Origin of the sequence: Rhodococcus parequi (assembly GCF_046042785.1) — a bacterium.
GTDB classification, from domain to species: Bacteria; Actinomycetota; Actinomycetes; order Mycobacteriales; family Mycobacteriaceae; genus Prescottella; species Prescottella parequi.
In genome coordinates this window covers 20003-46449 of sequence record NZ_JBDLNV010000005.1, presented here as the reverse complement: position 1 = coordinate 46449, position 26447 = coordinate 20003, and the positions used below count along the sequence as shown (strand labels likewise).

The window sequence follows — 26447 nt, the reverse complement described above, 5'->3', positions numbered from 1 at the left end:
GTCGCCTCACTTGACGCTCACCTCTTTTCCACGGAGCGCGGGCGCGCCGATCATGGTCGTCCAACCGGGCACGTCATCAGGCGCGATCCCGGTCGCCTCGCCGTACACCACGGCGAGGGTCTCGCGTTCGAGCGGCGAACCCACGAACGTCGCCGTGGACGCCGGCGTCACCGAGTACTGCGGGGCGGGAAGATCGGGAATGTCCTGGTCACCCGCGTTGCGCGTCGGCACCTGGTAGGAGCCGTCGTGGATCGATCCGCCCGGGTACTGGCCGATGTCGGTGCCCAGCGGCGGCGGTTCGTAGCAGCGGGGCCCGCGGGTGTCGATCAGTCGCGGCTCGTCCTGGTTGGGGAGGTACCGCCCGCGCGGATTGACCAGTTCGATCGTGGCGCGCGCACCCGGATTCGGTGAGTTCTCACCCGTGATCGCACCGGAGCGCGCCATCACGTCGGCGAAGTTGGCGAACGTGCACCCGAACGTCCCGGAGAAGCGTGCGAGGATTTCGAGCGCCTCCCGCGAATCGGCGGCGATGGAGATCAGCGACTCCCGGTTGGTCGTCAGCAGGTCGGCAGTGCTCGAGCTCGTCGACGTGACCGACGTGATGAGAGCGTCGATGGACGGGCGCTCCTGCACGATCGTCGCGTTCGTGGTCCGCAGGCTGTCGAGCGCGTTCACCAGCTCCGGCGCCGCGTCCGAGTAGGTCTGGGTGAAGGTCGCGAAGCTCTGGAGCCCCGCCTGCAGGTCGGGCATCCGTGTGTTGACGCCGGCGAAGATCGTGTCGAGCTGGTCGAGCGTCACACCGAGCTGCTCGCCGCGACCGTCGAGGGCCTGCGACAGCGCACCGAGCGTCGACGCGAGACTCTCCGGCGGGATCGCCTGCAGCAGCGGCAGCAGGCCGTCGAGCATCTTCCCGAGCTCGATCGCATTGCCGCTCTCGTCCTGGTAGATCGTCCCGCCGGCCTCGATCGGGTTGGGGCTCGGGTTCTCCGGGATCACCAGGTCGACGTATCGCTCGCCGAACAGCGTCTTCGGCAGTAGCCGAGCGGTGGTGTTGGACGGGATCAGATCGGCCTTGTCGGGTTCGATCGCCATGACGGAGGTGACCTTGCCGTTCGAGGTCGACGCCTCGCGCACCTCACCGACGATCAGACCGCGCACCTTGACGTCGGCGTTGCGCGGCAGCGCATTGCCGACCGTGTCGGTGACCAGGTCGACCTTGACCACATGCTTGAACGTCTTGTTGTAGCTCGCGATGGTTCCGCCCAGGAACAAGGCGAGGACCAGGAAGAACGCGACCCCCAGCACCCTGCGACGAAGCTTCGACGTCGACTCGATCATCCGGCCACCCGCACCGTGGTCGTGGTACCCCAGATCGCGAGGCTCAGGAAGAAGTCGAGCACGGCGATGGTGACGATGGCGGTGCGCACCGCGTGGCCGACCGCGACACCGACTCCGGCCGGGCCGCCGCGCGCGTGGAAACCGTAGTAGCAGTGGATGAGGATCAGCACGAACGCGAAGACCAGCACCTTGCCGAAGGACCACAAGACGTCCTCGGGCGGCAGGAACAGGTTGAAGTAGTGGTCGTACGAGCCCGACGACTGACCGTTGAACACCGTCGACACGACGCGGGAGGCGAGGTACGCGGCGAGCAGACCCACGATGTAGAGCGGAATCACCGCCACGAACCCGGCAATCATGCGGGTCGTGACGAGGAACGGCACGCTGGGCACAGCCATGACCTCGAGCGCGTCGATCTCCTCGGAGATCCGCATCGCGCCGAGCTGGGCCGTGAAGCCACAACCGACCGTGGCCGAAAGCGCCAGCGCGGCGACGATCGGTGCGATCTCGCGGGTGTTGACGTACGCCGACAGGAAGCCGGTGAGGACCGAGCTGCCCAGCTGATCGAGCGCCGCGAAGCCCTGGAGGCCGACCACGACACCGGTGAAGCCGGACATCATCACGATGACGCCGATGGTGCCGCCGATGACTGCGAGGGCGCCGCTACCGAAGGTGACCTCCGCGAGCAGCCGCAGCATCTCCTTGCGGTAGCGGCGGAGCGTGCGCGGCGTCCACGCGATGGCGCGCGAGTAGAACGACATCTGCTCGCCGGCATTGTCGAGCACGTCGAGCGGTTTGCGGGCCCATCGGCGCGCACGCATCAGGGCATAGTCGCCCCGCCCCCTGGCGATCGTCATCGGGTTACGCCCCCTTCGCCGGAACGATCTGGAGATACACCATGGTCAGGATCAGGTTTGCGAAGAAGAGGACCAGGAACGTGATGACCACGGCCTGGTTCACGGCCTCGCCGACACCCTTCGGCCCGCCCTTGGGAGTCAGCCCCTTGTACGCGGCGATCACACCGGCGATGACGCCGAAGATCGCGGCCTTGACCTCGGCGATGTAGAGATCCGGCAGCTGGGCCAGCGCGGAGAACGACGCGAGGTAGGCACCGGGAGTGCCGCCTTGGAGGATGACGTTGAAGAAGTAGCCGCCGGCGATACCGACGACGGACACGAGTCCGTTGAGGAGCACCGCGACCAGCACCATGGCGAGCACGCGGGGGACGACGAGCCGCTGCACCGGATTGATCCCGAGAACTTCCATCGCGTCGATCTCCTCGCGGATGGTCCGCGAACCGAGATCGGCGGTGACCGCTGAACCGGCGGCGCCCGCGATCAGCAGGGCTGTCACGATGGGACTGCCCTGCTGGATCACGGCGAGCACACTCGCGGCACCCGTGAACGACTCCGCGCCCAACTGTTTGATCAGCGAACCGGTCTGCAGTGACACGACCGCACCGAACGGAATCGCGACGAGCGCGGTCGGCAGGATCGTCACACTCGCGATGAACCACGCCTGTTCGATGAACTCCTTGAACTGGAACGGCCGCTTGAACGTGTTGCGAACCACGTCGACGAACAATTGAACGATGTTGCCGGCCTGCGTCAGCGCTCCGTTGACCGGCTTCATCAGCGACGCTCTCGTGCCCCCCATACGCAGGTCCCCTACCCGCGCTCGAACGAGGACTGCTCGAAGCCGCCGTCGTCGTAAACCGGGATAACCTGCGTCGCAGCATCGTCGTTCATGCTTGCAAGGATGCCCTGCTGTGCCTCGACCGGCAGGGTATGGAGGATCTCACGCACGCGGGCCTGCCGCCGCGCCACCGCCTGGCGGACGGGCAGACCGGGGGTGGCCTGCATCTGCGGAACCACGCCGTACACATCGTCGGTGCCACCGTGATGGTGACCGGCGTCGACGAGGGCCTGCTCCTGCGCCATCTGCACCTCGTCCTTCTCCTCCGACATGCCGATCGGACCGATCTTGCTGCCGTTCAGGAACTGGTGCACGACCGGCTCGTCACTGGTGAGCAGCACCTCGCGGGGCCCGAACATCACGAGCTGCTTCCGGAACAGCATCCCGAGGTTGTCGGGCACGGTGCGCGCGAGGTTGATGTTGTGCGTCACGATCAGGATCGTCGCATCGATCTGCGCGTTGATGTCGATCAGCAGCTGGCTGAGGTACGTGGTGCGGACCGGGTCGAGACCCGAGTCGGGCTCGTCGACGAGGATGATCTGCGGGTCGAGGACGAGCGCGCGGGCGAGCCCGGCACGCTTGCGCATTCCGCCCGAGATCTCGCCGGGCAGCTTGCCCTCGGCCCCGACGAGGCCGTTGAGCTCGAGCTTCTCCATGACGATCCTGCGGATCTCGGACTCGGACTTCTTGGTGTGCTCGCGCAGCGGGAAGGCCACGTTGTCGTACAGGTTCATGGACCCGAACAGCGCGCCGTCCTGGAACAGCACGCCGAAGAGCTTGCGGATCTCGTACAGCTCACGCGAGGAGCACTGGAGGATGTCGGTGCCGTCGATGACGATCGAGCCCTCTTCCGGGCGCAACAGACCGATCAGCGACTTCAGGAAGACGGACTTACCCGTGCCCGACGGCCCGAGCAGTGCGCTCACCTCTCCGGCAGGCAACGTGAGAGACACGTCCTGCCAGATCTTCTGAGAGCCGAAAGACTTTGTGAGCCCTTCGACTGCTACCTCGACTCCCACCATTACCTCCTGCGTAAGGAACGTCCCCCCACCGCGCGATCCACTGTGGGTTGCGTCACTCTATCGCATCGAAGTGTTATCCGTGACACCAAATCCTACTCACGAGTAAGTAAGGATTACAACCCTGTGATGACGATTCCTCGAAACGGCCCGGGACCGCGAAAGAGGACCGCCCCCAACGGGAACGGTCCTCTTTCTCGATGCTTCGTCAGGAAGCAGCGCGAATACTCGTCTTACTTGACGGTGATCTTCGCGCCGGCAGCCTCGAGCTTCTCCTTGGCGGCGTCGGCCGCGTCCTTGGCAACCTTCTCCAGGATCGGCTTCGGAGCACCCTCGACGAGGTCCTTGGCTTCCTTCAGGCCCAGGCCGGAGACGACCTCACGGACGACCTTGATGACCTGGATCTTCTTGTCGCCGGCCGACTCGAGGATGACGTCGAACTCGTCCTGCTCCTCGGCAGCGTCGGCAGCGGCAGCCGGGGCGCCCGCAGCAGCGACGGCGACCGGAGCAGCAGCGGTGACCTCGAAGGTCTCCTCGAACGCCTTCACGAACTCCGAGAGCTCGAGCAGGGTGAGCTCCTTGAACTGGTCCAGCAACTCTTCGGTGGTGAGCTTCGCCATGGTGGCGTCCTTCCTCTTAAGTCCTGTGTCGCCGATCCGCGACCGGACAGGTGGTGATGGTTGTGATGCGCAGGTGCGGATCAGCTATTCGGCAGCGGCGTCGGCGGGAGCCTCGGCGGCCCCACCCTCCGCAGCCTTCTTCTCCTGCAGCGCGGCGGCCAGACGGGCCACCTGCGAAGCGGGAGCATTGAACAGGCCGGCGGCCTTTGCCAAGTTGCCCTTCATCGCGCCGGCGAGCTTGGCCAACAGGATCTCGCGGGACTCGAGGTCCGCGATCTGGTTGACCTGATCCACGGACAGCGCAGCGCCGTCCATGTACCCGCCCTTGATGACGAGTGCCTTGTTGTCCTTAGCGAAGGCCTTGATGGCCTTGGCAGCGTCGACCGGCTCGCCCTTGATGAATGCAATGGCGGTCGGTCCGACGAACAGGTCGTCAAGTCCCTCGACGCCCGCCTCAGCGGCGGCACGCTTGACCAGGGTGTTCTTGGCGACGGAGTAGGTGGCACCTTCTCCGAGAGCGCGTCGCAGCTGCGTCAGACTCGTGACCGACAGACCACGGTATTCCGTGATCACGGCGGCGGACGAGTCCTTGAACTGCTCGGTGATCTCTGCAACTGCAGAAACCTTCTCAGGCTTTGCCATACTTCGCCTCCTCTCGTGACAGTCGTTGTTCCACTTCGGGCCGTGACATGCAAAACGCCCCGGTGCAGGGCACACGGGGCGTACACGAGGAGATCCATCCATCCGGCCGGGGCCGGGCGCAGACAAACATCCCCCACCTCGTCCTCCTGCGTGGGCCGCCGGGCAATCCCGGACCTTCAACCGATCTCATTGCTGATTTCGGTGACCAACGGTCTTTGGCAGAACATGTTTCGGGGCGGAATTCGCATCTAGCACCGAACTCCATGGAAGACAGTAACCAAGCGCGGCGCAGGACGCAAACAGATCGTCCACACGACTGCCGTTTGTGCGGCAGATCACTTTCCTCTGAAAACGTGTCCGACGGCGCAGGTTTGAACGTAACCGACAGTTACATGTAGTGGGCTAGGTTTCGGCCATGACACTCACGACCCCCGTCACCGGCGCCGCGCTCGGCCGCCGGCGCAGATTCCTGGCTCTGGCGGTGATCTGCCTGGCAGAGCTCCTCGTCGTCCTGGACAACACGATCGTCAACGTGGCCCTGCCGTCGATCGGGGTGCAGTTGCGCACCGACGTCAGCGGGCTGCAGTGGGTCGTCGACGCCTACACGCTGACCTTTGCCGGCCTGCTGCTCGCGTGTGGCAACCTCGGCGATCGGTACGGTCGTCGCCGCGTCATGACGATCGGTCTCGTCGGAGTCGCGGTGATGTCCGTCCTCGGAGCCTGCGCCGGTTCCCTGGGGCAGGTGATCGCTGCCCGTGCCGCGATGGGCGTGTTCGCCGCGGCCGTGTTCCCCGCGACACTGGCTCTGATCATCAACATCTTCACCGACGTCAGGGAGAGGGCGCTGGCCATCGCGGCGTGGACGGCGATGGCGGGATTCGCCATCGCGATCGGCCCCGTCTCGGGTGGCTGGCTCCTCGAACACTTCTCGTGGCACGCGGTGTTCTGGATCAACGTCCCGGTGGCGCTGGTCGCGCTCGTCGCGACCCTGCTGCTCGTTCCCGAGTCCAGGTCGGGATCGACCGGCCGGCTCGACAAGGCCGGCATCGTGGCGTCGGTCGTCGGTATCACCGGGCTGGTCTGGGCGATCATCGAGGCTCCCCGGCACGGCTGGCTGTCCCCCGTCACCCTGGGAACCGCCGCCCTGTCGCTCGTCGCCCTCGCAGGATTCGTGCTCTGGGAATTCCGTGTCGACTCGCCCATCCTCGACATGCGGTTGTTCCGAGTGCGGAGATTCTCACTTCCCGCCCTCGCGATCGCCGTCGCCTACTTCTCGATGTTCGGTTTCCTCTTCCTCATCACCCAGTACTTCCAAGGGGTACGCGAGTACACGCCGCTCGAGTTCGGCATCGCGTCGCTGCCGTTCGCGATCTCCGTCGCGGTGGGCGCCCCCATCGCAACGCTGCTCGCGCAACGCGTCGGGACGACGGCTGTGCTCGTCTTCGGACTCCTGCTGACGGGCGTGGGCCTGTACCTCGGCGGCCAGGTCGACGTCGACAGCAATTATCTTCTCGACGTGCTGCCGTCGATGGTGTCGATGGCCCTCGGACTGGCGATCGTGCAGGGCCCGGCGACCGAGTCGATCATGTCGTCGCTACCGCTCGACGAGGCCGGCGCCGGCTCCGCCGTCAACGACACGACGCGGGAAGTGGGCGGCACGCTGGGCGTCGCCGTTCTCGGATCGATCGTCGCGTCGTACTACGTCGGCAAGATCTCCCCGGTGGTCGACAGCATTCCCGCCTCGCTCATGAACGAGGACGAGAAGAGCTTCGCGCGCGCCACGATCCTCAGCGTGCTCGAGATCCGGAACCGTGACATCCCCACGATGATCGAACCCCAGCGCGAGCAACTGATCACCACGATGAAGACCGCGGTCCTGGAGGGAGCGCACGCGGCCTCGCTCGTCGCGACGGGCGCGGTACTGCTGTGCGCCGTCGTCGTCGCGCTCTTCCTTCCGTGGGCCCCCGCCGATGGGCGTGCGACCATGCTCGCGTGGCGTGACCGGGACGCCTGAGCCCTCCCGAGAACGCCGAAGGCCGGCACAGAGAAAACTCTGTGCCGGCCTTCGATGTCGATCAGGTCGCGAGGTGTCGCGACTTACTCGCCGTCCTCGAGGAGGTTGCGGGTACGGTTCGGATCCACCGGGATGCCCGGTCCGGTGGTGGTCGAAACCGTGACCTTCTTGACGTAGCGGCCCTTCGCCGACGACGGCTTCGCACGCAGGATCTCGTCCAACGCCGCACCGTAGTTCTCGACCAGCTTGGCCTCGTCGAACGACGCCTTGCCGATCACGAAGTGCAGGTTGGCCTGCTTATCGACGCGGAAGTTGATCTTGCCGCCCTTGATGTCGGCGACAGCCTTCGCGACGTCCGGCGTAACGGTGCCGGTCTTCGGGTTCGGCATCAGGCCACGCGGTCCGAGGACGCGGGCGATGCGGCCGACCTTGGCCATCTGATCCGGGGTGGCGATCGCGGCGTCGAAGTCGGTCCAACCGCCCTGGATGCGCTCGATCAGGTCCTCGGAGCCCACGGCGTCCGCACCGGCGGCCTCGGCCTCGGCGGCCTTCTCACCGACGGCGAAGACGACGACGCGGGCGGTCTTACCGGTGCCGTGCGGCAGGTTGACCGTGCCGCGAACCATCTGGTCCGCCTTGCGGGGGTCGACGCCCAGACGGACGGCAACCTCGACGGTCGCGTCCATCTTGCTCGACGAGGTCTCCTTGGCCAGCTTCGCAGCCTGCAGGGGGCTGTAGAGCGAGTCCGCGTCGATCTTCTCAGCGGCGGCGAGGTACGCCTTGCTGCGCTTTGCCATTTCTTCTGTCCTTACTTCTCACCCTGGGCGTTCGACCCGGGTGAATGGTTCAGTTGTGGTTGCGGGCCTGGCAGGCCCTCCCACAGTGGAGGATCAGCCCTGCAGTGTGACTGCGGGGCTTCGCTGCACTCAGCCCTCGACGGTGATACCCATCGAACGCGCGGTGCCGGCGATGATCTTCGCCGCGGCCTCGATGTCGTTCGCGTTGAGGTCTTCCTGCTTGGTCTTCGCGATCTCGCGCACCTGATCCATGGTCACGGTCGCGACCTTGGTCTTGTGCGGCTCGCCGGAGCCCTTCTGGACACCAGCAGCCTTGAGCAGCAGCTTGGCGGCCGGCGGGGTCTTCAGCTTGAAGTCGAAGGTCCGGTCTTCGTAGACGGAGATCTCGACAGGGATCACGTTGCCGCGCTGGGACTCAGTCGCCGCGTTGTAAGCCTTGCAGAACTCCATGATGTTGACGCCGTGCTGACCGAGCGCCGGACCCACGGGCGGGGCAGGGTTGGCCTGACCAGCCTGGATCTGAAGCTTGATGAGCCCTGCGAGCTTCTTCTTCTTGGGGGGCATCTTCGTTCCTTGTTCTTACTGGGTGTGTTTCTTGCGTACTGCGTGCAAGTTTGTGTGGGTACCCGGTTCGGGACCGCTAGATCTTCTGGACCTGGTTGAACGACAGCTCGACCGGGGTCTCACGACCGAAGATCGAGACCAGCACCTTGAGCTTCTGCTGCTCGGCGTTGACCTCACTGATGCTCGCCGGCAGGGTCGCGAACGGACCGTCCATCACCGTCACCGACTCGCCGACCTCGAAGTCGACCTCGATGACCGGCTTGGCGACGGCCGAGGCGGCCGAGTCGCCGGCAGCGGCAGCAGCGGTGGCCGGCTTCTTCTGGCCCTGCTGCGGCATCAGGAACTTCACGACCTCGTTGAGCGTCAGCGGCGACGGGCGCGAGGTGGCGCCGACGAAACCGGTGACACCGGGGGTGTTCCGGACCGCGCCCCACGACTCGTCGTTGAGCTCCATGCGGACCAGGATGTAGCCGGGCAGAACCTTGCGGTTGACCTGCTTGCGCTGGCCGTTCTTGATCTCGGTGACCTCTTCGGTAGGAACCTCCACCTGGAAGATGTAGTCGCCGACGTCCAGGTTCTGGACACGGGTCTCGAGATTGGTCTTGACCTTGTTCTCGTAACCGGCGTAGGAGTGGATGACGTACCAGTCGCCCGGGGCCCGGCGCAGCGCAGCCTTGAGCTCCGCTACGGGATCGACCTCTTCCTCGGCGACCTCCGGAGCCTGCTCCGCCACAGCACCGTCCTCGGCCTGCTCGACGGCAGCGTCGTCCTCGACAGCCGCGTCGTCGGCAGCCACACCGTCTTCGGTTACCGCCTCGGCCGAAACACGCTCCTCGGCCAGGGCCTCGTCAGAGTCGTTCTCGGGGGTGCTCACTGGAGGCACTCTTCCTCTCGTCAATCACATCGTTCGGGAAACGCCGTCGGACGTTCCCGGCTAGCCGAACAACCAGGAAACGCCCTTGCCGAACCCAATGTCGAGAAGGCTGATGAAGGTCACCATGAAGGCGACGAACACGAGCACGACACTGGTGTACGTGATCATCTGCTTGCGATTGGGCCAGATGACCTTGCGCAGTTCGGCGACAACTTCCCGCAGGAAGCGACGAATCCGCTTGAAGATGTTTTCCCCGCGGGGCTTGTCGGCCTTGGACGTCTTCGCGACGGGCTTCGACTCCGGAGACTTCACGGAGGAGGCGGCGACAGCCTTCTTTGCGGGCTGTTCTTCGGTGGAGCTGCGACGCGCGGCGCGCTTGCCGCTCGGCTTACCCGAGGGAGTAGCACTCGTGGATCCGGAGTCCGAAGACTCGGGAACGGAGGATCCGTCCCGATCGGGTCCGGCCTCGGATCGAGAGGTCTCGCCGGCTTCGGAATCGCCGACGGTGCCTGGGTCCGTGGACCCGGGAGTGCCGTCGTTGCGCTCGTCGCTCACCGTCGTTCCTCTCAGTAGCCAGTCCGGGTGCAGGGGCGACAGGACTTGAACCTGCAACCTGCGGTTTTGGAGACCGCTGCTCTGCCAATTGAGCTACGCCCCTTTGGACGACCGATCGAACTGGTCGACCCATCCAGGTTTACATGACATGCGCGCCACCCCGTGCGGGCTGTTGCAACAGCACCGTAGGGCAGCGCGCAGCGCCTGAGTAACCCCAGAAACTCTAGTGTACTTCAAAGCCCCGGAACAAACCCAATCCGTCCGACACTCAGGCCAAACGGACCGTTGCGGTAGCCCGTCCGAAGATCTTACGTCCCTCGGATCGCGCCACGATCGCGACTACTGCGGTCTTGCTTTCGGCGTCCACCGACTTGATCTTGCCGGTGAACTCCACTTCGGCGGCCTTGTCGGCCGCCACGTACACCGGGCTGGTGAACCGAACGTTGTATTCGGTCACAGCACCCGGATCGCCGAGCCAGGACGAGACGAACCCGCCACCGAGACCCATCGTGAGCATGCCGTGCGCCACGACGTCCGGCAAGCCGGCCAGTCGGGCCACGTGGTCGCTCCAGTGGATCGGGTTGGGATCGCCCGACACGCCGGCGTAGTTGACGAGATTTCCACGGGTCAGAGTGACGACGCGCTCGGGCAGTTCGTCGCCGACGGCGACGTCCTCGAACCTACGGAGCGACATGCATCATCACATCCTTGACCGCGTGCGCGATATTCTCGTCGACCTCACCACCGGAACGCGCGACGAGCGTGGTCCAGGTGGTCTGGACCAGTTCGCCGTTGATGTCCGTGATGACGTTCTTGGTGACGATGATGTCACTGCCCGCGACCTGGCGAAACGACTCCAGGTACACGTCGCAGATCAACCGGTCGCCCGCCTTCAGCGGCCGGTGGAACACGAGCCGCTGATCAGTCTGCATGATCTGGCTGAGGTCGTAACCGGTCACGACCTCTTCGAACAGCTTGCGCTGAGCGAGCATGCCGACGATCGAGACGAAGGTCGGAGGAGCGATGAGGCCGTCGTAACCGAGACCCTTCGCCCCCTCCTCGTCGTGATGAGCGGGGTGATCGTCGAGTACCGCGCGAGCATACTCGCGGATCTTCTCCCGGCCGATCTCGTAGAAATCGGTCACTCGGTAGTGATGTCCGACCATCGAGGCCGCGTGCGCGGCGGGGTCGGAGATCACCTCGGTCTCTCTCACGACTGTCTCTGTCACAGCGAATACCTGCCTGCCCTGTGGACGCAATCCTCGTTAGGGCAGTCTGACAGTGAACCTAACGCGCGAGCGCCGACTCCGAGAAACTACTTGGACTCGCGGTGCGCCTGGTGGGTTCCGCAGTTCGGGCAGAACTTCTTCAGCTCGAGGCGATCGGGATCGTTGCGGCGGTTCTTCTTGGTGATGTAGTTACGGTGCTTGCACACCTCACAGGCCAAGGTGATCTTCGGCCGAACGTCAGTCGAGGAGGCCACGGGGACGCCTTCTTTCGCGTGAATCTGATCAAGGAGAGATCAGGGTGGATCATTCGTCTTGTGTAGCGATGGCCGGACTTGAACCGGCGACACAACGATTATGAGTCGTTTGCTCTACCAACTGAGCTACACCGCCTCGGTGTCGAGTGTCGCGCGAAGCCGGCGACACCACAATCCAGCGAGCCCCCTGACGGAATCGAACCGTCGACCTTTTCCTTACCATGGAAACGCTCTGCCGACTGAGCTAAGGGGGCGTGGCTGTCCCGCACATCTCTGCGCGCTGAAGCCTCCAGAAGATTACACAGACCTTCGCTCGAGACACAAATTGACTGGTCAGCGCGCGTAATGCAGGCCCGTCGGGCGGCCCTGCGGGACAGCGTCCGCGCGTTGACACGCCGGTGGTGGCGCGGAACCGCGTCGCGCGCCACCCCTCGCGTGTCAGGACAAGCGCGGCGGCATCGCGTCGAGCAGGACGGTCTTCGCCTCGAGGTACGGCTGGAGGCCCTCCAGACCACCCTCCCGCCCCATCCCGGACTGCTTGAAGCCGCCGAAGGCGATCCCGAAGTCGGTCTTGAAGCTGTTGTGACCGACCGTGCCGGACCGCAACTGCCGCGAGACCGCCCACGCTCGTTCGAGGTCGTTCGTGAAGACCGACGCGTTGAGTCCGTAGACGGTGTCGTTCGCGATGTCGACGGCGTGGTTCTCGTCGTCGGCGGCGATGACACTGACGACGGGACCGAAGATCTCCTCGCGGGCGATGGTCGAGTCGTTGTCGACGTTGCCGAAGACGGTGGGCTCGATGAAGAAGCCTCGCTCGAGGTGCGCGGGCCGACGTCCGCCGGTCACCAGTGTGGCCCCCTCCTCGCAGCCCTTGGCGATGAGGCCCTCGACCTTGTCGAGCTGGCGGGCCATCGCGAGGGGGCCCATCTCGGTCTCCGCATCGAACGGGTCGCCGACCCGGATCGCGGACATCGCGGCGCCGAGCGCGTCGACGAACTCGTCGTGGCGGTGGCGGCTGACGACGATGCGGGTCAGCGACGCACACACCTGACCGGTCATGATCCGCGCGGACGTCGCGATGGACTGCGCCGCGGTCGCGAGGTCGTAGTCGTCGAGGATGACGCCCGCGGACTTGCCGCCGAGTTCGAGCGTGCAGCGGGCGATGCGCTCGCCGCACAGGGACGCGATCCGGCGACCGGCCGCGGTGGAACCGGTGAACGCGACCTTGTCGATGCCGGGGTTGCGCACCAGCAGTTCCGACACCTCGCGGTCGGCGGTGACGACGTTGACGACGCCGGCGGGCAGCCCGGCGGCCTCGGCGATCTCCGCGAACGCGTAGACGGCGCCAGGCGCTTCGGGGGATGCCTTGACGACGACGGTGCAGCCCGCGAGCAGCGCCGGCGCGACCTTGTTGGCGAGCAGGCCGAGGGGGCTGTTCCACGGGATGATCGCGGCGACGACGCCGACCGGTTCACGAACGAGCAGGCCGACGCCCTGACCCGAGCTCGTCTGGTGTTCCTCGACCCAGCGGTAGCTGTCGGCGAGGCCCGCGTAGTAGTCGAAGACGTCGCCGGAACCGGCGGAGGCGTAGGACGAGACGGCCGCGAGGATGCCCATCTCGCTGGTCCAGATGGCGCCGAGTTCGGCGCTGCGCTCACGGATGCCGGCGCCGATCGCCCGCAGGTAGGTCGCGCGCTCGGCGTGGGTCATCCGCGGCCAGGGCCCCCGGTCGAAGGCGTCACGGGCGGCGTCGACGGCGTGCGCCATGTCCTGCGCGTCGGCCTCGGCGACGGTGAGGAAGACCTCCTCGGTCGCGGGGTTGACGACGTCGAACCGGCCCGAGGTGGACGGCTCCACCCAGCGCCCGCCGATGAACAGCTTGCCGGGGTGCTGCAACTTCGGTGACGTCTCGTTCGCGTTGATCAGACCTGTCATCGCCGAATCGGCTCCTTCGCATGTCTTGCGCACCCGCCCTGTGACGGACGCCACTCGGATCGGACGCTAGACAGGCTCGGCGTCGAAGAGACCCCACGGTCTCGATGAGTGGGATGGGTCACATTCGCGAGCCGGGCCGAGGAAGGAGGGATACGACCCCCGAAAGCAGTTCAGCCCCGACCCTTTTCAGGGCCGGGGCTGAGCTGGTGGCAGATGTAGGATTCGAACCTACGTAGGCATAAGCCGACGGATTTACAGTCCGCTCCCATTGGCCGCTCGGGCAATCTGCCAGGCTGCGCCCAGAGTGTCTTGCTCGCTCTGACGCGTATCGAAGAATACATCGAAGTCCCCCCGGATACGCAAACCGGGTGGATACGGGGGGTAGAGACCGGATAGCGTCGAGGCAACCCACCCTGGTCCGGGTGGGGGTCGACCGCTATGAGTTCAGGAGTGTGCAGTGGCTGATTCGTCCTTCGATGTGGTGAGCAAGGTTGATCGTCAAGAGGTGGACAACGCTCTGCATCAGGCCGCGAAGGAGCTGGGCACCCGGTTCGACTTCCGCAACACCGGGGCGAGCATCGAATGGTCCGGCGAGGAGACCATCACACTGACCGCCGACACCGAGGAGCGCCTCACGGCCGCCCTCGACGTGTTCAAGGAGAAGCTGATCCGTCGCGACATCTCACTCAAGGCGTTCGACGCGGGCGAGCCGGCGCAGTCCGGCAAGATCTACAAGCTGAGCGGCTCGCTGGTCCAGGGCATCAGCAGCGAGAACGCCAAGAAGATCTCGAAGAAGATCCGCGACGAGGGCCCCAAGGGCGTCAAGGCCCAGATCCAGGGCGAGGAACTGCGCGTCAGCAGCAAGAAGCGCGACGACCTGCAGGCCGTTATCTCCCTGCTCAAGGGCGAGGACTTCGGCATCGCCCTGCAGTTCGTCAACTACCGCTGACGCCGTACCCGCGCATCACCGCACGTAGGCCGCACGGCTTCCCGTAGACACGGGAAGCCGTGCGGCCTTCGTCGTGGAGCCGGCCGGGGAGTCGGTCGTCCCGCCCTGCTCAGTGCTCGCGGTAGGTCGGCGGGAGACCACCGCCGGACGGTCCACCGCCGGCCATCTTCTCCAGCCGAGCGATACGGTCCGCCATCGGAGGGTGGGTCGAGAACATCTTGCTGACCCGGTCGCCGGGACGGAACGGGTTGGCGATCATCATGTGCGACTGCGCCGCGATCTTCGGTTCCGGCGGCAGCGGCGCGGCCTGTGTGCCGCGCTCGAGCTTGCGCAGCGCCGACGCGAGCGCCAGCGGGTCACCTGTCAGCTCGGCGCCCGACTGATCGGCCTGGTACTCCCGCGATCGGGACACGGCGAGCTTGACGACGGTCGCCGCGATCGGGCCGAGCAACGAGACCAGCAGCAGCGCAATGGGATTGGCCCCCTGGCCGTCGCGACCACCACCGAACATGTTCGCGAAGATCGCCATGTTCGCCAGGCCCGAGATGACGGCCGCCATCGCGCCGGCAACCGACGAGATCAGGATGTCGCGGTTGTAGACGTGCGACAGTTCGTGGCCGAGCACGGCGCGCAGTTCGCGCTCGTCGAGGATGTCGAGAATGCCGCTGGTGCAGCACACCGCGGCGTGACGCGGGTTGCGCCCGGTCGCGAACGCGTTGGGGGCGGCGGTGGGGCTGATGTAGAGGCGCGGCATGGGCTGGTGCGCGGCCGTCGCGAGTTCGCGGACGATCTTGTAGATGACCGGGGCCTGCACCTCGGTGATGGGCTGCGCGTGCATTGCGCGCAGCGCGAGCTTGTCACTGTTGAAGTAGGCCCAGGCGTTGGTGCCGACGGCCAGCAGGATCGAGAAGATCAGGATGGTCTGGTTCCGGAACAACGAACCGATGAAGATGATCAGCGCCGACATCCCGACCAGCAGGCCGAACGTCTTGGCACCGTTTGCGTAACCGTGCACCACTCGCCTCTTCCCTGTTCACCGCCGCGGGCATCCGCGTGGCTTCCTGACCTGACAACGAACCAGCCCGGGAACAAGGTTCCCGGGCTGGTTCGCAGGCTACTTCAGAAGTTGATCAACCGACGCGTTCGACGGTGTAGTCGACGAGTCGCACGAGTGCGTCGTTCGCCGGTCCCTGGGGCAGTTGCGCCAGCTCGGCGCGGGCCCGGTCGGCGTACTGGCCGAGCGTCGCCTTGGCGGCGGCCATGCCCGGCGAACGCTCGAGCAGTGCGAGAGCCTCGGTGACGGCGTCGTCGTCGGTGACGGGGCCGTCGAGCAGGACGCGCAGCCGGTCGGCGTCGGAGCCCTCCTCGCGCAGCGCGTACAGCACGGGCAGCGTGTGGACGCCCTCGCGCAGGTCGGTGCCGGGGGTCTTGCCGGACTGCTCGGACGCCGACGAGATGTCGATGATGTCGTCGGCGATCTGGAATGCGGTACCGACGACGTCGCCGAGACGCTCGAGGCGGGCAATCTGGTCGGCGTCGGCGCCGGAGAAGGTGCCGCCGAAGCGGCCGCTGGCCGCGATGAGCGAACCGGTCTTCTCCCACACGACCTTGAGGTAGTGCTCGACCGGGTCCTGCTTCTCGCGCGCGCCGATCGTCTCGCGCATCTGGCCGGTGACCAACTCGGCGAACGTCTCGGCGATGATCCGGACAGCCTCCGGGCCGAGCGTCGACACCAGGCGCGACGCGTGCGCGAACAGGTAGTCGCCCGCGAGGATCGCGATGCTGTTGCCCCAGCGCGCGTTCGCGCTGGGCGCCCCGCGGCGCATCGTGGCCTCGTCCATGACGTCGTCGTGGTACAGCGTCGCCAGATGCACGAGTTCGACGACGGTGGCCGCGGTGACCACGGCCGGGTCCGAGCCCTCCGGCCCGAGCTGGGCCGTCAGGACGGTGAACAGCGGACGGAACCGCTTGCCACCGGCCTTCGCGAGATGCAGCGCAGCCTCGGTGAGGAAGTCCTCACCGTCGGACAGTTCGCTGACGAGAAGCTCCTCGACGCGGGCGAGCCCGTCGCGCACGACGTCCGCGAGCTGCTGGTCGCCGAGATCGACTCCCGCGACGACAGTGCTCGACCCCTCAGTGCTCACGATGTCAGTACTCATTCCTGTAGTCGGTAACGCCTCGGCAGGCCCGGAAAACGCAGAAACCACGGTAGTGAACCTAGCGGCAGCAACGCTCGTCACCACACCTGCCCTGGCCGCGTCGCGCTACCTCGGCCTGAGAAGATGGTGGGGTGGTGGCCGAACATTTCCCGACCGCTGGGTCCAGCGATGCCCCGAATCACTCGCCGCATCTGCCCTCGAGCACGGAAGTCCTGGTCGTCGGCGCAGGTCCGGCCGGTTCCGCGGCGGCGACGTGGGCCGCTCGCGACGGACGCGACGTCCTGCTCCTGGATGCGGCGACCTTCCCGCGCGACAAGACCTGCGGCGACGGGCTGACGCCGCGCGCCGTCGCGGAACTCGACCATCTCGGTCTGGGCGAGTGGGTGCGCGCCCGGACCGTCAACCGTGGACTGCGGCTCACCGGCTGGGGTCGCGAACTGCAGTTGCCGTGGCCGGGCGGGGCACTGCCCGCGCTCGGTAGCGCGGTTCCCCGGACCGAACTCGACGACCGCCTGCGGCTGACGGCCGTGAAGTCCGGCGCCGCCATGGTGGAGGGCGCCAAGGCCGTCGGTGTCGAACGGGACGGTGACCGGGTGCGAGCCGTGACGGTGAAGACCGCGACCGGGACGCACACCGTCGCCTGCGAGAAGCTGATCGTCGCCGACGGCGTCCGCTCGACGCTCGGCAAGCAACTGGGACGACAGTGGCACCGGGACACCGCGTACGGCGTCGCGGCCCGCGCGTACGTGTCGTCGGGACGCAGCGACGACCCGTGGATCACGTCGCACCTGGAACTGCGCGACGACGCCGGCGCCCTGCAGCCGGGCTACGGGTGGGTGTTCCCGCTCGCGACCGGGGAGGTGAACATCGGCGTCGGCACGCTCGCCACCGCGAAGCGGCCGGCACCCGGTGCGCTGCGCCCCCTGCTCGATCTGTACGTCGCGCAGCGCCGGGACGAATGGCAGCTCGACGGCGCCGTGCACTCGGTGGCGTCGGCGCTGCTGCCCATGGGCGGCGCCGTCTCGAACGTCGCGGGACGCAACTGGGCGTTGATCGGCGACGCCGCCGCGTGCGTGAACCCGCTCAACGGCGAGGGCATCGACTACGGGCTCGAGGGCGGCCGCCTGGTGGCGCGGATCCTGGGCGACGCCGACCTGACCGACGTGTGGCCCGCGATCCTGCGGGACCGGTACGGCCGCGCGTTCTCGATCGCGCGCCGTCTCGCGGGTCTGCTGACGCTGGCTCGATTCCTGCCGGCGGCCGGGCCGGTCGCGATGCGCTCGCGCTCGCTGATGACCGTCGCGGTGCGGGTGATGGGCAACCTCGTCACCGACGAGGACGCCGACGCCGTGGCCCGCGCGTGGCGGACGTCGGGCGCCGGGTCGCTGCGTCTGGACTCGCGGGCGCCGTTCAGCTGACCCGTGCTAGCGGGTCGCGCGGTGCAGCGCGACGATGCCGCCGGTGAGGTTGCGCCACTGCACGTTCTTCCAGCCGGCGGCCTCGATGCGCTCGGCGAGCTGCTCCTGCGTCGGCCAGGCCCGGATCGACTCGGCGAGGTAGACGTACGCGTCCGGGTTGCTGCTGACGGCACGGGCCACCTGCGGGAGCGCCTTCATGAGGTACTCCATGTAGATCGTGCGGAACGGCCCGAACACGGGCGTGGAGAACTCGCTCACGACGAGGCGTCCACCGGGCTTGGTGACGCGGGCGATCTCGCGCAGACCGGCGTCGAAGTCGGACACGTTGCGCAGGCCGAACGAGATGGTGGCGGCGTCGAAGACGGCGTCGCCGTACGGCAGGTGCATCGCGTCGCCCGCGACCATCGGCACCCGGCGGTCGATACCGGCCTGCAGCATGCCCTTCGAGAAGTCGGTGGCCACCACCCAGGCGCCGGAGCGGCCGAGTTCGACGGTGGAGACACCCGTGCCGGCAGCGAGGTCGAGGACCCGCTCCCCCGGCTTCAGGTCGAGCGCTGCGCGGGTGGCCTTGCGCCAACTGCGGTCCTGACCGAACGAGAGCACCGTGTTCGTCAGGTCGTATCGCTTCGCGACCCCGTCGAACATCGACGCGACCTCGTGCGGCTTCTTGTCGAGCGAGGCCCGCGAGCCGTGTGTATCTGCCACGGCGTCAGACGCTACCAACCGCTCACGCGTCGACGTCGGCCGCCGGGCTGTCCTCGCTCGTTCGCGCCGGTCGACGGCCGAGCGAGCGCGCCCGGGTCTGCGCCCACGGCAGCAGCATCGCGACGACGGCGATCGTGACGGCGGATCCGACGACGGCGCCCGCGAGCACGTCGTGCGGGTAGTGGACGCCCTGCAGGATGCGGGCGAGGCCGATCAGCGCGGCCAGCGCGAGCACCAGGCCGCGCTGCAGCGACGACAGGATCCGCTCGGTGGCGAGCACGATGGCGGTGGCGAGACCGACCGCGATGACGGTGTGGTTGCTCGGGAACGACCAGTCACCGGGGGCCGGACAGTCCGCGAGGGACAGTTCGACGCGGCACGGCCGGTCCTCGCTGACGAAGACCTTGACCACCTCGCTGAGGGCGTACGCGACGACCACGCCGAAGCCGCCCATCAACAGTTCCCCCAGGTGCGGCGAGCGGGTGCGCCACATCTGCGCGGCGAGCACCGCGAACAGCGCGACGAGCGCGAGCAGCCCGACCTCGGCGATGAGGCCGACACCGGGCAGGTCCGACGTGTGCGGGACGATCGCGCGATAGATCGCCCCGCTGACGCCGCGCAGCAGGTACAGGGCCACCACGACGACCGCCGCGGCCACGAGCATCATCCCGGCCCGCTCCGAAGTTCTCCGCATTCGGTCGAGGATAGAAACCCTTCCTGAGTGAACTTCTCAGGAACCCTCGGTGCGGACCCGTCGGCGCAGCACCAGCAGCGCGGGCAGCGACACGAACCATGTCACGACGATCACCGATCCGGCCGGCACGATCGCGACGCTCGCGTCCCTGCCGGCGACGCGCACGAGATCGGGTTCGTGGCGCGCGTACTCGACGTCGATGCGCTGGCCCGCCGTGAGATTCGTCGGGTACAGCACCCCCAGCTTCGGGTTGTGAGTGACGCCGTCGGGCGTGACGAAGCTGACGGCCGACCGCAGCGAGCCCGCGGAGAGGACCTCGGCGGTGGCGGTGCCCATGTCCGACTCGATGGTGCGGTCGTTGCGCCATGCCGCCAGGACCAGCAGGACCGCGAGCACCGAGATCCCGGTCGCGACGACGATCACCGACACCGCCGCACGGCGTGCGACGCGGGGACTCACAGCTGTGCCCGCACCGCGGCGTGCAGCTCCCGCAGGCCCGAACGCTCGGTGGTGACCTCGAGCACACGGATCCCCTCCGCGGGCGCCGCGAGCACCGCGGTCAGCTCGGCGAGGTCGACGCGGCGGTGCGGCACCCGGTAGGCGGCGCACAGCGCCGCCAGGTCCATGCCGTGCGGGGTACCGAAGACACGCTCGAACACGCCCGCGTACTGCGGGTCACCCTGCTCGAGCAGTTCGAAGATGCCACCGCCGTCGTCGTTGGCGACGACGATCGTCAGATCCGTGGGCCGCGGCTCGCCCGTACCGATGAGCAGCCCGGACGCGTCGTGCAGGAACGTCAGGTCGCCGAGCAGCGCCACGGTGCGGCCCTCGGCTTCGTACGCGAGCGCGGCGCCGACCGCGGTCGACACGGTGCCGTCGATGCCGGCGACACCGCGGTTGGAGAGCACCTTCACACCCCGACGCGGGTAGCTCACGAGCGCGGCGTCGCGCACCGGGTTGGACGCGCCGAGCAGCAGCTGGTCGCCGTCGGACAGCGCGCCCAGGACCGCCGCCGCGACGTGCAGTCCGGTGGCCTTCGGGTGCGCGTCGAGCTGCGAGCGGACGGCCTTGTCGGCGTGCTCGGACAGGTGCCGGCACCGCGCGATCCAGGCCGGGTCCGGCTCGCCCGTCACGACGGCGCGGGTGCCCGTCGCGAGGACGTTGCCCGAGACGTCGGGCCACCGCGGGCCCGTCGTGAGGGCGTACACCGCGACGGACGGATCCGCGAGCAGCTTCGACACCGGGCGGTGCAGCGTGGGCCGGCCGGTGATGATCGCCTGGCGCGGCTTGAGTTGCGGCAGCGCGAGCGGGTGCAGCGGGATGCCGTGCAGCGGCGCGGTCGGCTCGGCGACCGTCGGCAGACCCGCCAGCTCCGGGCGGTAGGCGGAGCCGTGCCCCGAGACGACGATCGTGTCGGCGGTGATGTCGAGATCCATCGGGACGTCGAGAGTCGCGTGGACGGTGGTGGTCCAGGCCGCGCCGCCCGGGCGCCCCTCGGGGACGAGTCCCTGCGCGTGGACGTCGGGGACGAGCGGCTCGCGCAGCGGGATGTCGAAGTGGACGGGACCGGCGTTGCCGGAGCGGGTGCCTCGGGCGGCGGCCAGCACCCGGCACACCGCGCTGCGCCACTGGCTGTTCTGTTCGTCGAACCGGATGCCGCGCTGCGACTCGTCGCCGGCCTCCTCGGCGAGACCGAGGCTGATCGCGGCCCGCACCTGGCTGCCGAACAGGCCGAACTGCTCGACGGTCTGGTTGGCGCCGGTGCCGAGCATCTCGTAGGGCCGGTTGGCGCTGAGCACAATCAGCGGGACGCGCGCGTAGTTGGCCTCGAGCACCGCGGGGCCGAGGTTGGCGACCGCAGTGCCCGACGTCATGACGACCGGGACCGGTTGTCCGCTCGCGACGGCGAGACCGATCGCGAGGAATCCGGCGGCGCGCTCGTCGATCCGCAGGTGCAGCCGGAGCCGTCCGGCAGCGTCTGCGGCCTGCAGTGCGAACGCGAGCGGCGCGTTGCGCGAACCCGGACAGAGCACGACCTCACGTACCCCGCCGCGGATCAGTTCGTCGACGACGGCGGTGGCTTGTGCAGTGGACGGATTCACGCTTCCAGATTGGCAGACGCGGGTCGGGCGCTGCGCACCCGTGCGCCTTTTCGGTAGCCGGGCACACCGGAAGGGCGCACGGGCGGCTCCGCTGCCACGATGGTCGGATGGTGCGCACAGTCTTCGATCCCGCCGAGATGGGTCCGGGCCGCTTCTACCCGGTGCTGACCGCGTCGGTGGTGCCGCGCCCGATCGCGTGGGTGTCGACGGTGTCGGCCGACGGGGTGCCGAACCTGGCGCCGTACAGCTTCTTCACGGTGTCGAGCGCCGAGCCGCCGGTCGTGCAGTTCACGTCGGTCACCCGCAAGGACAGCCTCCGCAATGTGGAGGCGACCGGCGAGTTCGTCGTCAACCTGGCGACCGAGGCGATGCTCGACGCCGTCAACGCCAGGTCGGCGCCGTACGAACCGGGCACCGACGAGTTCGCCGCGCTGGGGATCACGGCCGAGCCGAGCGAGCGGGTCCGCCCGCCCCGGGTGGCCGACTCCCCCGTCTCGATCGAGTGCCGGCTGCGAGAGGTGATCGAGGTGGGGACGTCGTTCGTCGTGATGGGCGACGTGCTCGCGGTAACGGTGCGCCCGGAGGTGCTCGCCGACGACGGTCTGCCCACGTTCGCCGCGATCGCTCCGCTGAGCAGGCTGGGCCGCGACGAGTGGGGCATGACGCCCGCGGTCCGTCGCGTCACTCGCCCCGCCGCGCCCTGACTTTCCCACCCCGGATGCTGCCACGTTAGGGTTGGCTAAATTATCCTCGGATCGCGGGACGGAATGTCATGGCCAAACGCTCCAAGTTCGTCAAACCCGAACAGCGTGAGATCGTCTCCGCTCATGTACTGGGCAGCAAGCAGATCAGTCCGAACTTCGTCCGGGTCACGATCGGCGGAGACGACCTGCGCGGGTTCACGCCGATGGGTTTCGACCACTGGTTCCGGATGTTCATCCCGGACCGGGAGCAGACCGGCTTCCGGTTGCCCACGTCCGCCGGCAATCTCTGGTACGCACAGTTCAAGCTGATCCCCAAGGACGTCCGTCCGGTGCTGCGCAACTACACCGTCCGCGAGTTCCGGCCCGCGGGAGGGCTTTTCGGGGACGGGCCCGAGCTCGACATCGACTTCGCGTCGCACGGGGACCTCGGTCCGGCGTCGGCGTGGGCCAACTCGTGCGCGCCCGGAGACCCGCTCGGCCTGCTCGACGAGGGCCTGATCTACAACCCCACCCCGGACGCCCGCTGGCACCTGCTCGTCGGTGACGAGAGCGCGCTGCCCGCGATCGTCGGCATCCTCGGCTCGGTCGATCCCGCCCTGCGGGTGCGCGCGTACATCGAGATCCCGCACGCCGACGACGAGCAGGACGTCGCGGTGGGCGACAACGCCGAACTGCACTGGCTGGTGCGCGACGATCCGGCGGCCAAGCCCGGGGAACTCGCGCTCGCCGCGGTGAAGTCCGCGGACCTACCGGACGGCCCGTCGTACACGTTCGTCGCGGGCGAGAGCGACCTCGCAACCGGAGTGCGCCGGCATCTCGTGAACGACCGGCACGTGCCGAAGGGCGACATCGCCTTCACCGGCTACTGGCGCCACGGTCACGCCGCGTACTGAGCCCGAAACGACGGCGAGCCCGCCCGGACGACCGGGCGGGCTCGCTGCTGTACGACTAGGCGGCGTGCTTCTGCACCAGGTCGCCGAGACGCGGCAGCGCCTCGATCACGTGCTTCTTCGCCGACGGACGCAGTGTCGAGTAGACCTTCTTGATCGCGCCCTTGTCGGTGCCCTCGATGCGCTCGTCGGTGACGCCCAGGAGCGCGTCGGCAGCGGCGTCGCTACGCGCGGTCAGGAACGCCGAGAAGCTGCCCTCACCGCTGGCCCCGAATTCCTGCCAGAACGGCTCGAGCCGCGCGACGAACGCCGGCAGCAGGCCCTCGATGGCGTCCGGCACGATCGACGGTCCGACCTTCTTGACGGCGCCGTAGCCGCCCTTGAGCGCCAGTCCGGACGCACCCTTCTTGTCCGAGACCTCCGCGTCGACGAGCGCCTGGACGTCCGCGAGGACCGCGGGCATCCGTGCATTGTCCAGCAGGGTGTCGTTCAGTGCTGCAACCACTTCTTGCCTCCGTATCGACTGGTCCGTATCTGACCGGGCACGAGACTATACGAGGTCGGTGTCCCCGCTGGTGGCGAGGATTTTGTGACAACGACGCAGCCGTTCGAGCCACCAGTTCTCGCGTTCTGGCGATGCCGCGAGGTCGGTCAGCCGGGCCGGATCGGGGACGACGGGGCTCGCGTCCAGCGTGCCGTCCGACATCTCCCGCGGGTCGGCGACGTCGGCGGCGAACAGTCCGCCGGTGCCGAGTCCGCACGCGTGGTGCAGGTTCGGCAGTGCCGCGGCCGCGGCGAGCCCCGCGCCCATCCCGACCGCGGTATCGAGTGCGCTCGACACCACCACGGGCACGCCGTGCCCGGCGAGTTCGTCGGCGAGCGCGAGCAGTCGGCGCATCCCGCCGAGCGGCGGCACCTTCACGACGGCGACGTCGGCTCCGCCGGCGCGCACCACCCGCAGCGGATCCTCGGCACGGCGGATGCTCTCGTCGGCCGCGATCGGCACACCCGGCAGACGACGGCGCACCTCGACGAGTTCGGGGACGGTGGCGCACGGCTGCTCGGCGTACTCGAGCGGGCCGTCCGCGGTCAACGCGACCAGCGCGGTGACGGCGTCGTCGACGCTCCAGCCGCCGTTGGCGTCGACGCGCACGTCGGGGATCGACTCGCGCACCGCGTTCACCCGGGCGACGTCGTCGGCGAGACTCTGTCCCTTCTCGGCGACCTTCACCTTCGCGGTGCGGGCGCCGGGGAAGCGGGCGAGGATCTGCGGCACCTGCTCGGGCCCGATCGCCGGGACGGTCGCATTGATCGGCACCCGCTCGCGCAGGGGTGTCGGCGGACCGGCCCACGCGGCCTCGATGCCGGCGCGCAGCCAGTGTGCGGCCTCCCCGTCGTCGTACTCGGGGAACGGCGCGAACTCGCCCCACCCGGCGGGCCCCTCGAGCAGGAGCGCCTCGCGAGTGGTGATGCCACGGAAGCGAACCCGCATCGGCAGGCTCACCACGCGGGCCCCGGACAGGACGTCGGCGAGCGGGGGCAGGCTCACGGCTGGCCCGGGAGGAGTTCGATCATGAGCGCCTCGCAGTCGGCCAGCACGGTGCCGTCCAGATCGCGCAGTTCCGCGGTGCAGAAGAGCTTGCGGCCCTCGACCCGGTCGACGCGGCCCTCGAGCACGAGTTCGGTCTCGAGTGGCGTCACCTGGCGGTAGTTGACGTGCAGGTAGGCGGTGCGGGCGATGGGGTGCCCGGACGCGTACACGATCATCCCGAGCATGTCGTCGAACAGCAGGCCGATGGTGCCGCCGTGCGCGGCGCTGTTGCCGCCCCGGTGGAACAGGCGGAAGACGCCGCGGGAACGGATCCCGTCGACCTCGACCTTCTCGAACAGCCACGGCAGGAGCAGCAGGCTGCCGCGGCCCGGCAGCTGCCGGTTGAAGCCGGCCGGGGACTTGCCCTCCGACACCCGGTGGGGCTCGAGCATGTCGCTCAGCGCGTTCACCCGAGCGATCGCGTCGTCGACGACGTCGTCGGGGAGGTGTGTCGAGACCGCGAGGTCCTGCAACCGTCGCAGCGACTCGACGAATTCCCCGTAGTTCGGTCCGGCCTGCACCGGGGTGAACACCGGGAAACCGCCGTGGTGTTCGTGGACGTCGTCTCCGGATCGGACGCCGTTCCCGGGGCGGACACCGGACTGCACTGACTCACTCATGCCCTGCACGTTAACGCCGGAAAGGGGCGGTTCGGGCGCGAGGCGCTGCCCGACACTCCGACGGCCGGGGCATATCCTTCGGTCCGTGACCTTCAACCCGCAGCTCTGGCGTCCCGTCCCCGGTTTCGAGGATCTCACCGACATCACGTACCACCGTCATGTCACCGAGGGCATCGTCCGCATCGCGTTCGACCGCCCCGAGGTCCGAAATGCCTTCCGCCCGCACACCGTCGACGAGCTGTACCGCACGCTCGACCACGCGCGCATGACGTCCGACGTGGGCTGCGTGTTGCTCACCGGCAACGGCCCCAGCGAGAAGGACGGCGGCTGGGCGTTCTGCTCGGGCGGCGACCAGCGCATCCGCGGCCGCAGCGGCTACCAGTACGCCTCCGGTGAGACCGCGGAGACCGTCGATCCGGCCCGCGCCGGGCGGCTGCACATCCTCGAGGTGCAGCGCCTGATCCGCTTCATGCCGAAGGTCGTCATCGCCCTCGTCAACGGCTGGGCCGCGGGCGGCGGGCACAGCCTGCACGTCGTGTGCGACCTCACGCTCGCCTCCCGCGAGCACGCCCGCTTCAAGCAGACCGACGCCGACGTGGGCAGCTTCGACGGCGGTTACGGCAGCGCGTACCTCGCGAAGATGGTGGGCCAGAAGTTCGCTCGCGAGATCTTCTTCCTCGGCGACACCTACACCGCCGAGGACATGCACCACATGGGCGCGGTCAACAAGGTCGTCGACCACGACGAGCTCGAGAACGTCGCGATCGAGTGGGGCACCAAGATCAACGGCAAGTCGCCGCAGGCGCAGCGCATGCTCAAGTACGCGTTCAACCTGCAGGACGACGGCCTGGTGGGCCAGCAGCTGTTCGCCGGCGAGGCCACCCGCCTGGCCTACATGACCGACGAGGCCGTCGAGGGCCGCGACTCGTTCCTGCAGAAGCGCGACCCGGATTGGTCGCCGTACCCGTGGTACTACTAGCCGTCGCTCCGAAAACGGACGTGCCGCGCCCCCGATCGGGGGCGCGGCACGTCCGTTTTCGGAGCGGCGTGGCGTGCATGTGACGTGAGTCACCGCGGGC

29 protein-coding genes and 4 tRNA genes are annotated in these 26447 nt (G+C 67.9%); 6 read left to right on the top strand and 27 right to left on the bottom strand.

Annotated features, from left to right (window positions below):
* Positions 1–6 precede the first annotated feature (6 nt).
* From ABEU20_RS14855 to rplJ, 6 genes are all read right to left on the bottom strand, one after another.
* Entirely contained in the window at positions 7–1338 is a 1332-nt protein-coding gene (locus tag ABEU20_RS14855) for an MCE family protein (RefSeq protein ID WP_420165177.1), read from the bottom strand.
* Positions 1335–2195, bottom strand: coding sequence for an MlaE family ABC transporter permease (locus ABEU20_RS14850; protein WP_005518236.1), 861 nt, complete (start codon positions 2193–2195; stop codon positions 1335–1337). Before ABEU20_RS14850 ends, ABEU20_RS14855 begins: the two co-directional genes overlap by 4 nt.
* Before the next feature lie 4 nt (positions 2196–2199).
* Complete coding sequence (locus ABEU20_RS14845; RefSeq protein ID WP_005518234.1) at positions 2200–2994, bottom strand: MlaE family ABC transporter permease; 795 nt, start codon at positions 2992–2994, stop codon at positions 2200–2202.
* An 11-nt stretch (positions 2995–3005) separates the two neighbouring features.
* Complete coding sequence (locus tag ABEU20_RS14840; RefSeq protein WP_420165176.1) at positions 3006–4055, bottom strand: ABC transporter ATP-binding protein; 1050 nt, start codon at positions 4053–4055, stop codon at positions 3006–3008.
* A 230-nt stretch (positions 4056–4285) separates the two neighbouring features.
* On the bottom strand, positions 4286–4672 hold the full coding sequence (gene rplL / locus ABEU20_RS14835; RefSeq protein ID WP_005518232.1) for a 50S ribosomal protein L7/L12: 387 nt from the start codon (positions 4670–4672) through the stop codon (positions 4286–4288).
* Between the two features lie 84 nt (positions 4673–4756).
* Positions 4757–5314, bottom strand: coding sequence for a 50S ribosomal protein L10 (rplJ, locus tag ABEU20_RS14830; RefSeq protein WP_348604149.1), 558 nt, complete (start codon positions 5312–5314; stop codon positions 4757–4759).
* Positions 5315–5729: 415 nt separating this feature from the next.
* Here rplJ and ABEU20_RS14825 point away from each other — a divergent pair, with 415 nt between their 5' ends.
* Positions 5730–7328 (top strand): MFS transporter, encoded by a 1599-nt coding sequence (locus ABEU20_RS14825; protein WP_420165175.1) that lies wholly within the window; start codon positions 5730–5732, stop codon positions 7326–7328.
* An 83-nt stretch (positions 7329–7411) separates the two neighbouring features.
* Here ABEU20_RS14825 and rplA read toward each other — a convergent pair whose 3' ends face one another.
* From rplA to ABEU20_RS14765, 12 genes are all read right to left on the bottom strand, one after another.
* Entirely contained in the window at positions 7412–8125 is a 714-nt protein-coding gene (gene rplA, locus ABEU20_RS14820; protein WP_420165174.1) for a 50S ribosomal protein L1, read from the bottom strand.
* Positions 8126–8254: 129 nt separating this feature from the next.
* Entirely contained in the window at positions 8255–8689 is a 435-nt protein-coding gene (gene rplK, locus ABEU20_RS14815; RefSeq protein ID WP_005518227.1) for a 50S ribosomal protein L11, read from the bottom strand.
* Between the two features lie 76 nt (positions 8690–8765).
* Entirely contained in the window at positions 8766–9563 is a 798-nt protein-coding gene (gene nusG, locus ABEU20_RS14810; protein WP_420165173.1) for a transcription termination/antitermination protein NusG, read from the bottom strand.
* A gap of 60 nt (positions 9564–9623) precedes the next feature.
* Positions 9624–10118 carry a preprotein translocase subunit SecE gene (gene secE / locus ABEU20_RS14805; RefSeq protein ID WP_420165172.1) on the bottom strand — a complete coding sequence of 165 codons (495 nt, stop codon included), beginning with the start codon at positions 10116–10118 and terminating at the stop codon, positions 9624–9626.
* Positions 10119–10148: 30 nt separating this feature from the next.
* Positions 10149–10221, bottom strand: a tRNA-Trp gene (locus tag ABEU20_RS14800).
* 165 nt (positions 10222–10386) lie between these two features.
* The gene (hadB, locus tag ABEU20_RS14795) at positions 10387–10812 is read right to left on the bottom strand and encodes a (3R)-hydroxyacyl-ACP dehydratase subunit HadB (protein ID WP_005518222.1); all 426 of its coding nucleotides are present in this window, start codon (positions 10810–10812) and stop codon (positions 10387–10389) included.
* Positions 10799–11284, bottom strand: a complete 486-nt coding sequence (gene hadA / locus ABEU20_RS14790) for a (3R)-hydroxyacyl-ACP dehydratase subunit HadA (protein WP_420165554.1) — start codon at positions 11282–11284, stop codon at positions 10799–10801. The genes hadB and hadA overlap by 14 nt, the downstream gene beginning before the upstream one ends.
* Before the next feature lie 149 nt (positions 11285–11433).
* On the bottom strand, positions 11434–11601 hold the full coding sequence (gene rpmG / locus ABEU20_RS14785; RefSeq protein WP_031937658.1) for a 50S ribosomal protein L33: 168 nt from the start codon (positions 11599–11601) through the stop codon (positions 11434–11436).
* A 63-nt stretch (positions 11602–11664) separates the two neighbouring features.
* Positions 11665–11737, bottom strand: a tRNA-Met gene (locus ABEU20_RS14780).
* A 45-nt stretch (positions 11738–11782) separates the two neighbouring features.
* A tRNA-Thr gene (locus ABEU20_RS14775) sits at positions 11783–11855 on the bottom strand.
* Positions 11856–12039: 184 nt separating this feature from the next.
* On the bottom strand, positions 12040–13536 hold the full coding sequence (locus ABEU20_RS14770) for an aldehyde dehydrogenase (protein ID WP_420165171.1): 1497 nt from the start codon (positions 13534–13536) through the stop codon (positions 12040–12042).
* A gap of 204 nt (positions 13537–13740) precedes the next feature.
* Positions 13741–13826: transfer RNA gene (locus tag ABEU20_RS14765), tRNA-Tyr, on the bottom strand.
* Positions 13827–13993: 167 nt separating this feature from the next.
* Here ABEU20_RS14765 and ABEU20_RS14760 point away from each other — a divergent pair.
* On the top strand, positions 13994–14485 hold the full coding sequence (locus tag ABEU20_RS14760; RefSeq protein ID WP_127915597.1) for a YajQ family cyclic di-GMP-binding protein: 492 nt from the start codon (positions 13994–13996) through the stop codon (positions 14483–14485).
* Positions 14486–14594: 109 nt separating this feature from the next.
* Here ABEU20_RS14760 and htpX read toward each other — a convergent pair whose 3' ends face one another.
* Positions 14595–15500, bottom strand: a complete 906-nt coding sequence (gene htpX / locus ABEU20_RS14755; protein WP_420165170.1) for a zinc metalloprotease HtpX — start codon at positions 15498–15500, stop codon at positions 14595–14597.
* Positions 15501–15615: 115 nt separating this feature from the next.
* On the bottom strand, positions 15616–16644 hold the full coding sequence (locus ABEU20_RS14750; RefSeq protein WP_420165169.1) for a polyprenyl synthetase family protein: 1029 nt from the start codon (positions 16642–16644) through the stop codon (positions 15616–15618).
* 131 nt (positions 16645–16775) lie between these two features.
* On the opposite strand from ABEU20_RS14750, the gene ABEU20_RS14745 reads away from it, so the two are divergent.
* Entirely contained in the window at positions 16776–18062 is a 1287-nt protein-coding gene (locus tag ABEU20_RS14745) for a geranylgeranyl reductase family protein (protein ID WP_420165168.1), read from the top strand.
* A gap of 6 nt (positions 18063–18068) precedes the next feature.
* Here the strand turns inward: ABEU20_RS14745 and ABEU20_RS14740 are convergent, their stop codons facing one another.
* Genes ABEU20_RS14740 through menD form a run of 4 tightly spaced genes read right to left on the bottom strand, consistent with a single transcriptional unit; the run spans position 18069 to position 21563 of the window.
* Positions 18069–18767 carry a demethylmenaquinone methyltransferase gene (locus tag ABEU20_RS14740; protein WP_420165167.1) on the bottom strand — a complete coding sequence of 233 codons (699 nt, stop codon included), beginning with the start codon at positions 18765–18767 and terminating at the stop codon, positions 18069–18071.
* Positions 18768–18789: 22 nt separating this feature from the next.
* The gene (locus tag ABEU20_RS14735; RefSeq protein ID WP_420165166.1) at positions 18790–19461 is read right to left on the bottom strand and encodes a phosphatase PAP2 family protein; all 672 of its coding nucleotides are present in this window, start codon (positions 19459–19461) and stop codon (positions 18790–18792) included.
* Positions 19462–19497: 36 nt separating this feature from the next.
* Positions 19498–19920 (bottom strand): DUF3592 domain-containing protein, encoded by a 423-nt coding sequence (locus tag ABEU20_RS14730; RefSeq protein ID WP_420165165.1) that lies wholly within the window; start codon positions 19918–19920, stop codon positions 19498–19500.
* Positions 19917–21563, bottom strand: a complete 1647-nt coding sequence (gene menD / locus ABEU20_RS14725; RefSeq protein ID WP_420165164.1) for a 2-succinyl-5-enolpyruvyl-6-hydroxy-3-cyclohexene-1-carboxylic-acid synthase — start codon at positions 21561–21563, stop codon at positions 19917–19919. The genes ABEU20_RS14730 and menD overlap by 4 nt, the downstream gene beginning before the upstream one ends.
* A gap of 110 nt (positions 21564–21673) precedes the next feature.
* Between menD and ABEU20_RS14720 the strand changes: the two genes are divergently transcribed.
* On the top strand, positions 21674–22267 hold the full coding sequence (locus ABEU20_RS14720; RefSeq protein ID WP_420165553.1) for a flavin reductase family protein: 594 nt from the start codon (positions 21674–21676) through the stop codon (positions 22265–22267).
* 68 nt (positions 22268–22335) lie between these two features.
* Positions 22336–23160 (top strand): siderophore-interacting protein, encoded by an 825-nt coding sequence (locus tag ABEU20_RS14715; RefSeq protein WP_420165163.1) that lies wholly within the window; start codon positions 22336–22338, stop codon positions 23158–23160.
* 55 nt (positions 23161–23215) lie between these two features.
* Here ABEU20_RS14715 and ABEU20_RS14710 read toward each other — a convergent pair whose 3' ends face one another.
* The 3 genes from ABEU20_RS14710 to ABEU20_RS14700 are packed head-to-tail and all read right to left on the bottom strand — an operon-like array spanning position 23216 to position 25368.
* Positions 23216–23662 (bottom strand): DUF6918 family protein, encoded by a 447-nt coding sequence (locus ABEU20_RS14710; protein WP_420165162.1) that lies wholly within the window; start codon positions 23660–23662, stop codon positions 23216–23218.
* A 45-nt stretch (positions 23663–23707) separates the two neighbouring features.
* On the bottom strand, positions 23708–24706 hold the full coding sequence (locus ABEU20_RS14705) for an o-succinylbenzoate synthase (protein WP_420165161.1): 999 nt from the start codon (positions 24704–24706) through the stop codon (positions 23708–23710).
* The gene (locus tag ABEU20_RS14700) at positions 24703–25368 is read right to left on the bottom strand and encodes a PaaI family thioesterase (protein WP_420165160.1); all 666 of its coding nucleotides are present in this window, start codon (positions 25366–25368) and stop codon (positions 24703–24705) included. The genes ABEU20_RS14705 and ABEU20_RS14700 overlap by 4 nt, the downstream gene beginning before the upstream one ends.
* 85 nt (positions 25369–25453) lie before the next feature.
* On the opposite strand from ABEU20_RS14700, the gene ABEU20_RS14695 reads away from it, so the two are divergent.
* Positions 25454–26347, top strand: a complete 894-nt coding sequence (locus ABEU20_RS14695; RefSeq protein WP_420165159.1) for a 1,4-dihydroxy-2-naphthoyl-CoA synthase — start codon at positions 25454–25456, stop codon at positions 26345–26347.
* The last annotated feature ends 100 nt before the right edge of the window (positions 26348–26447 follow it).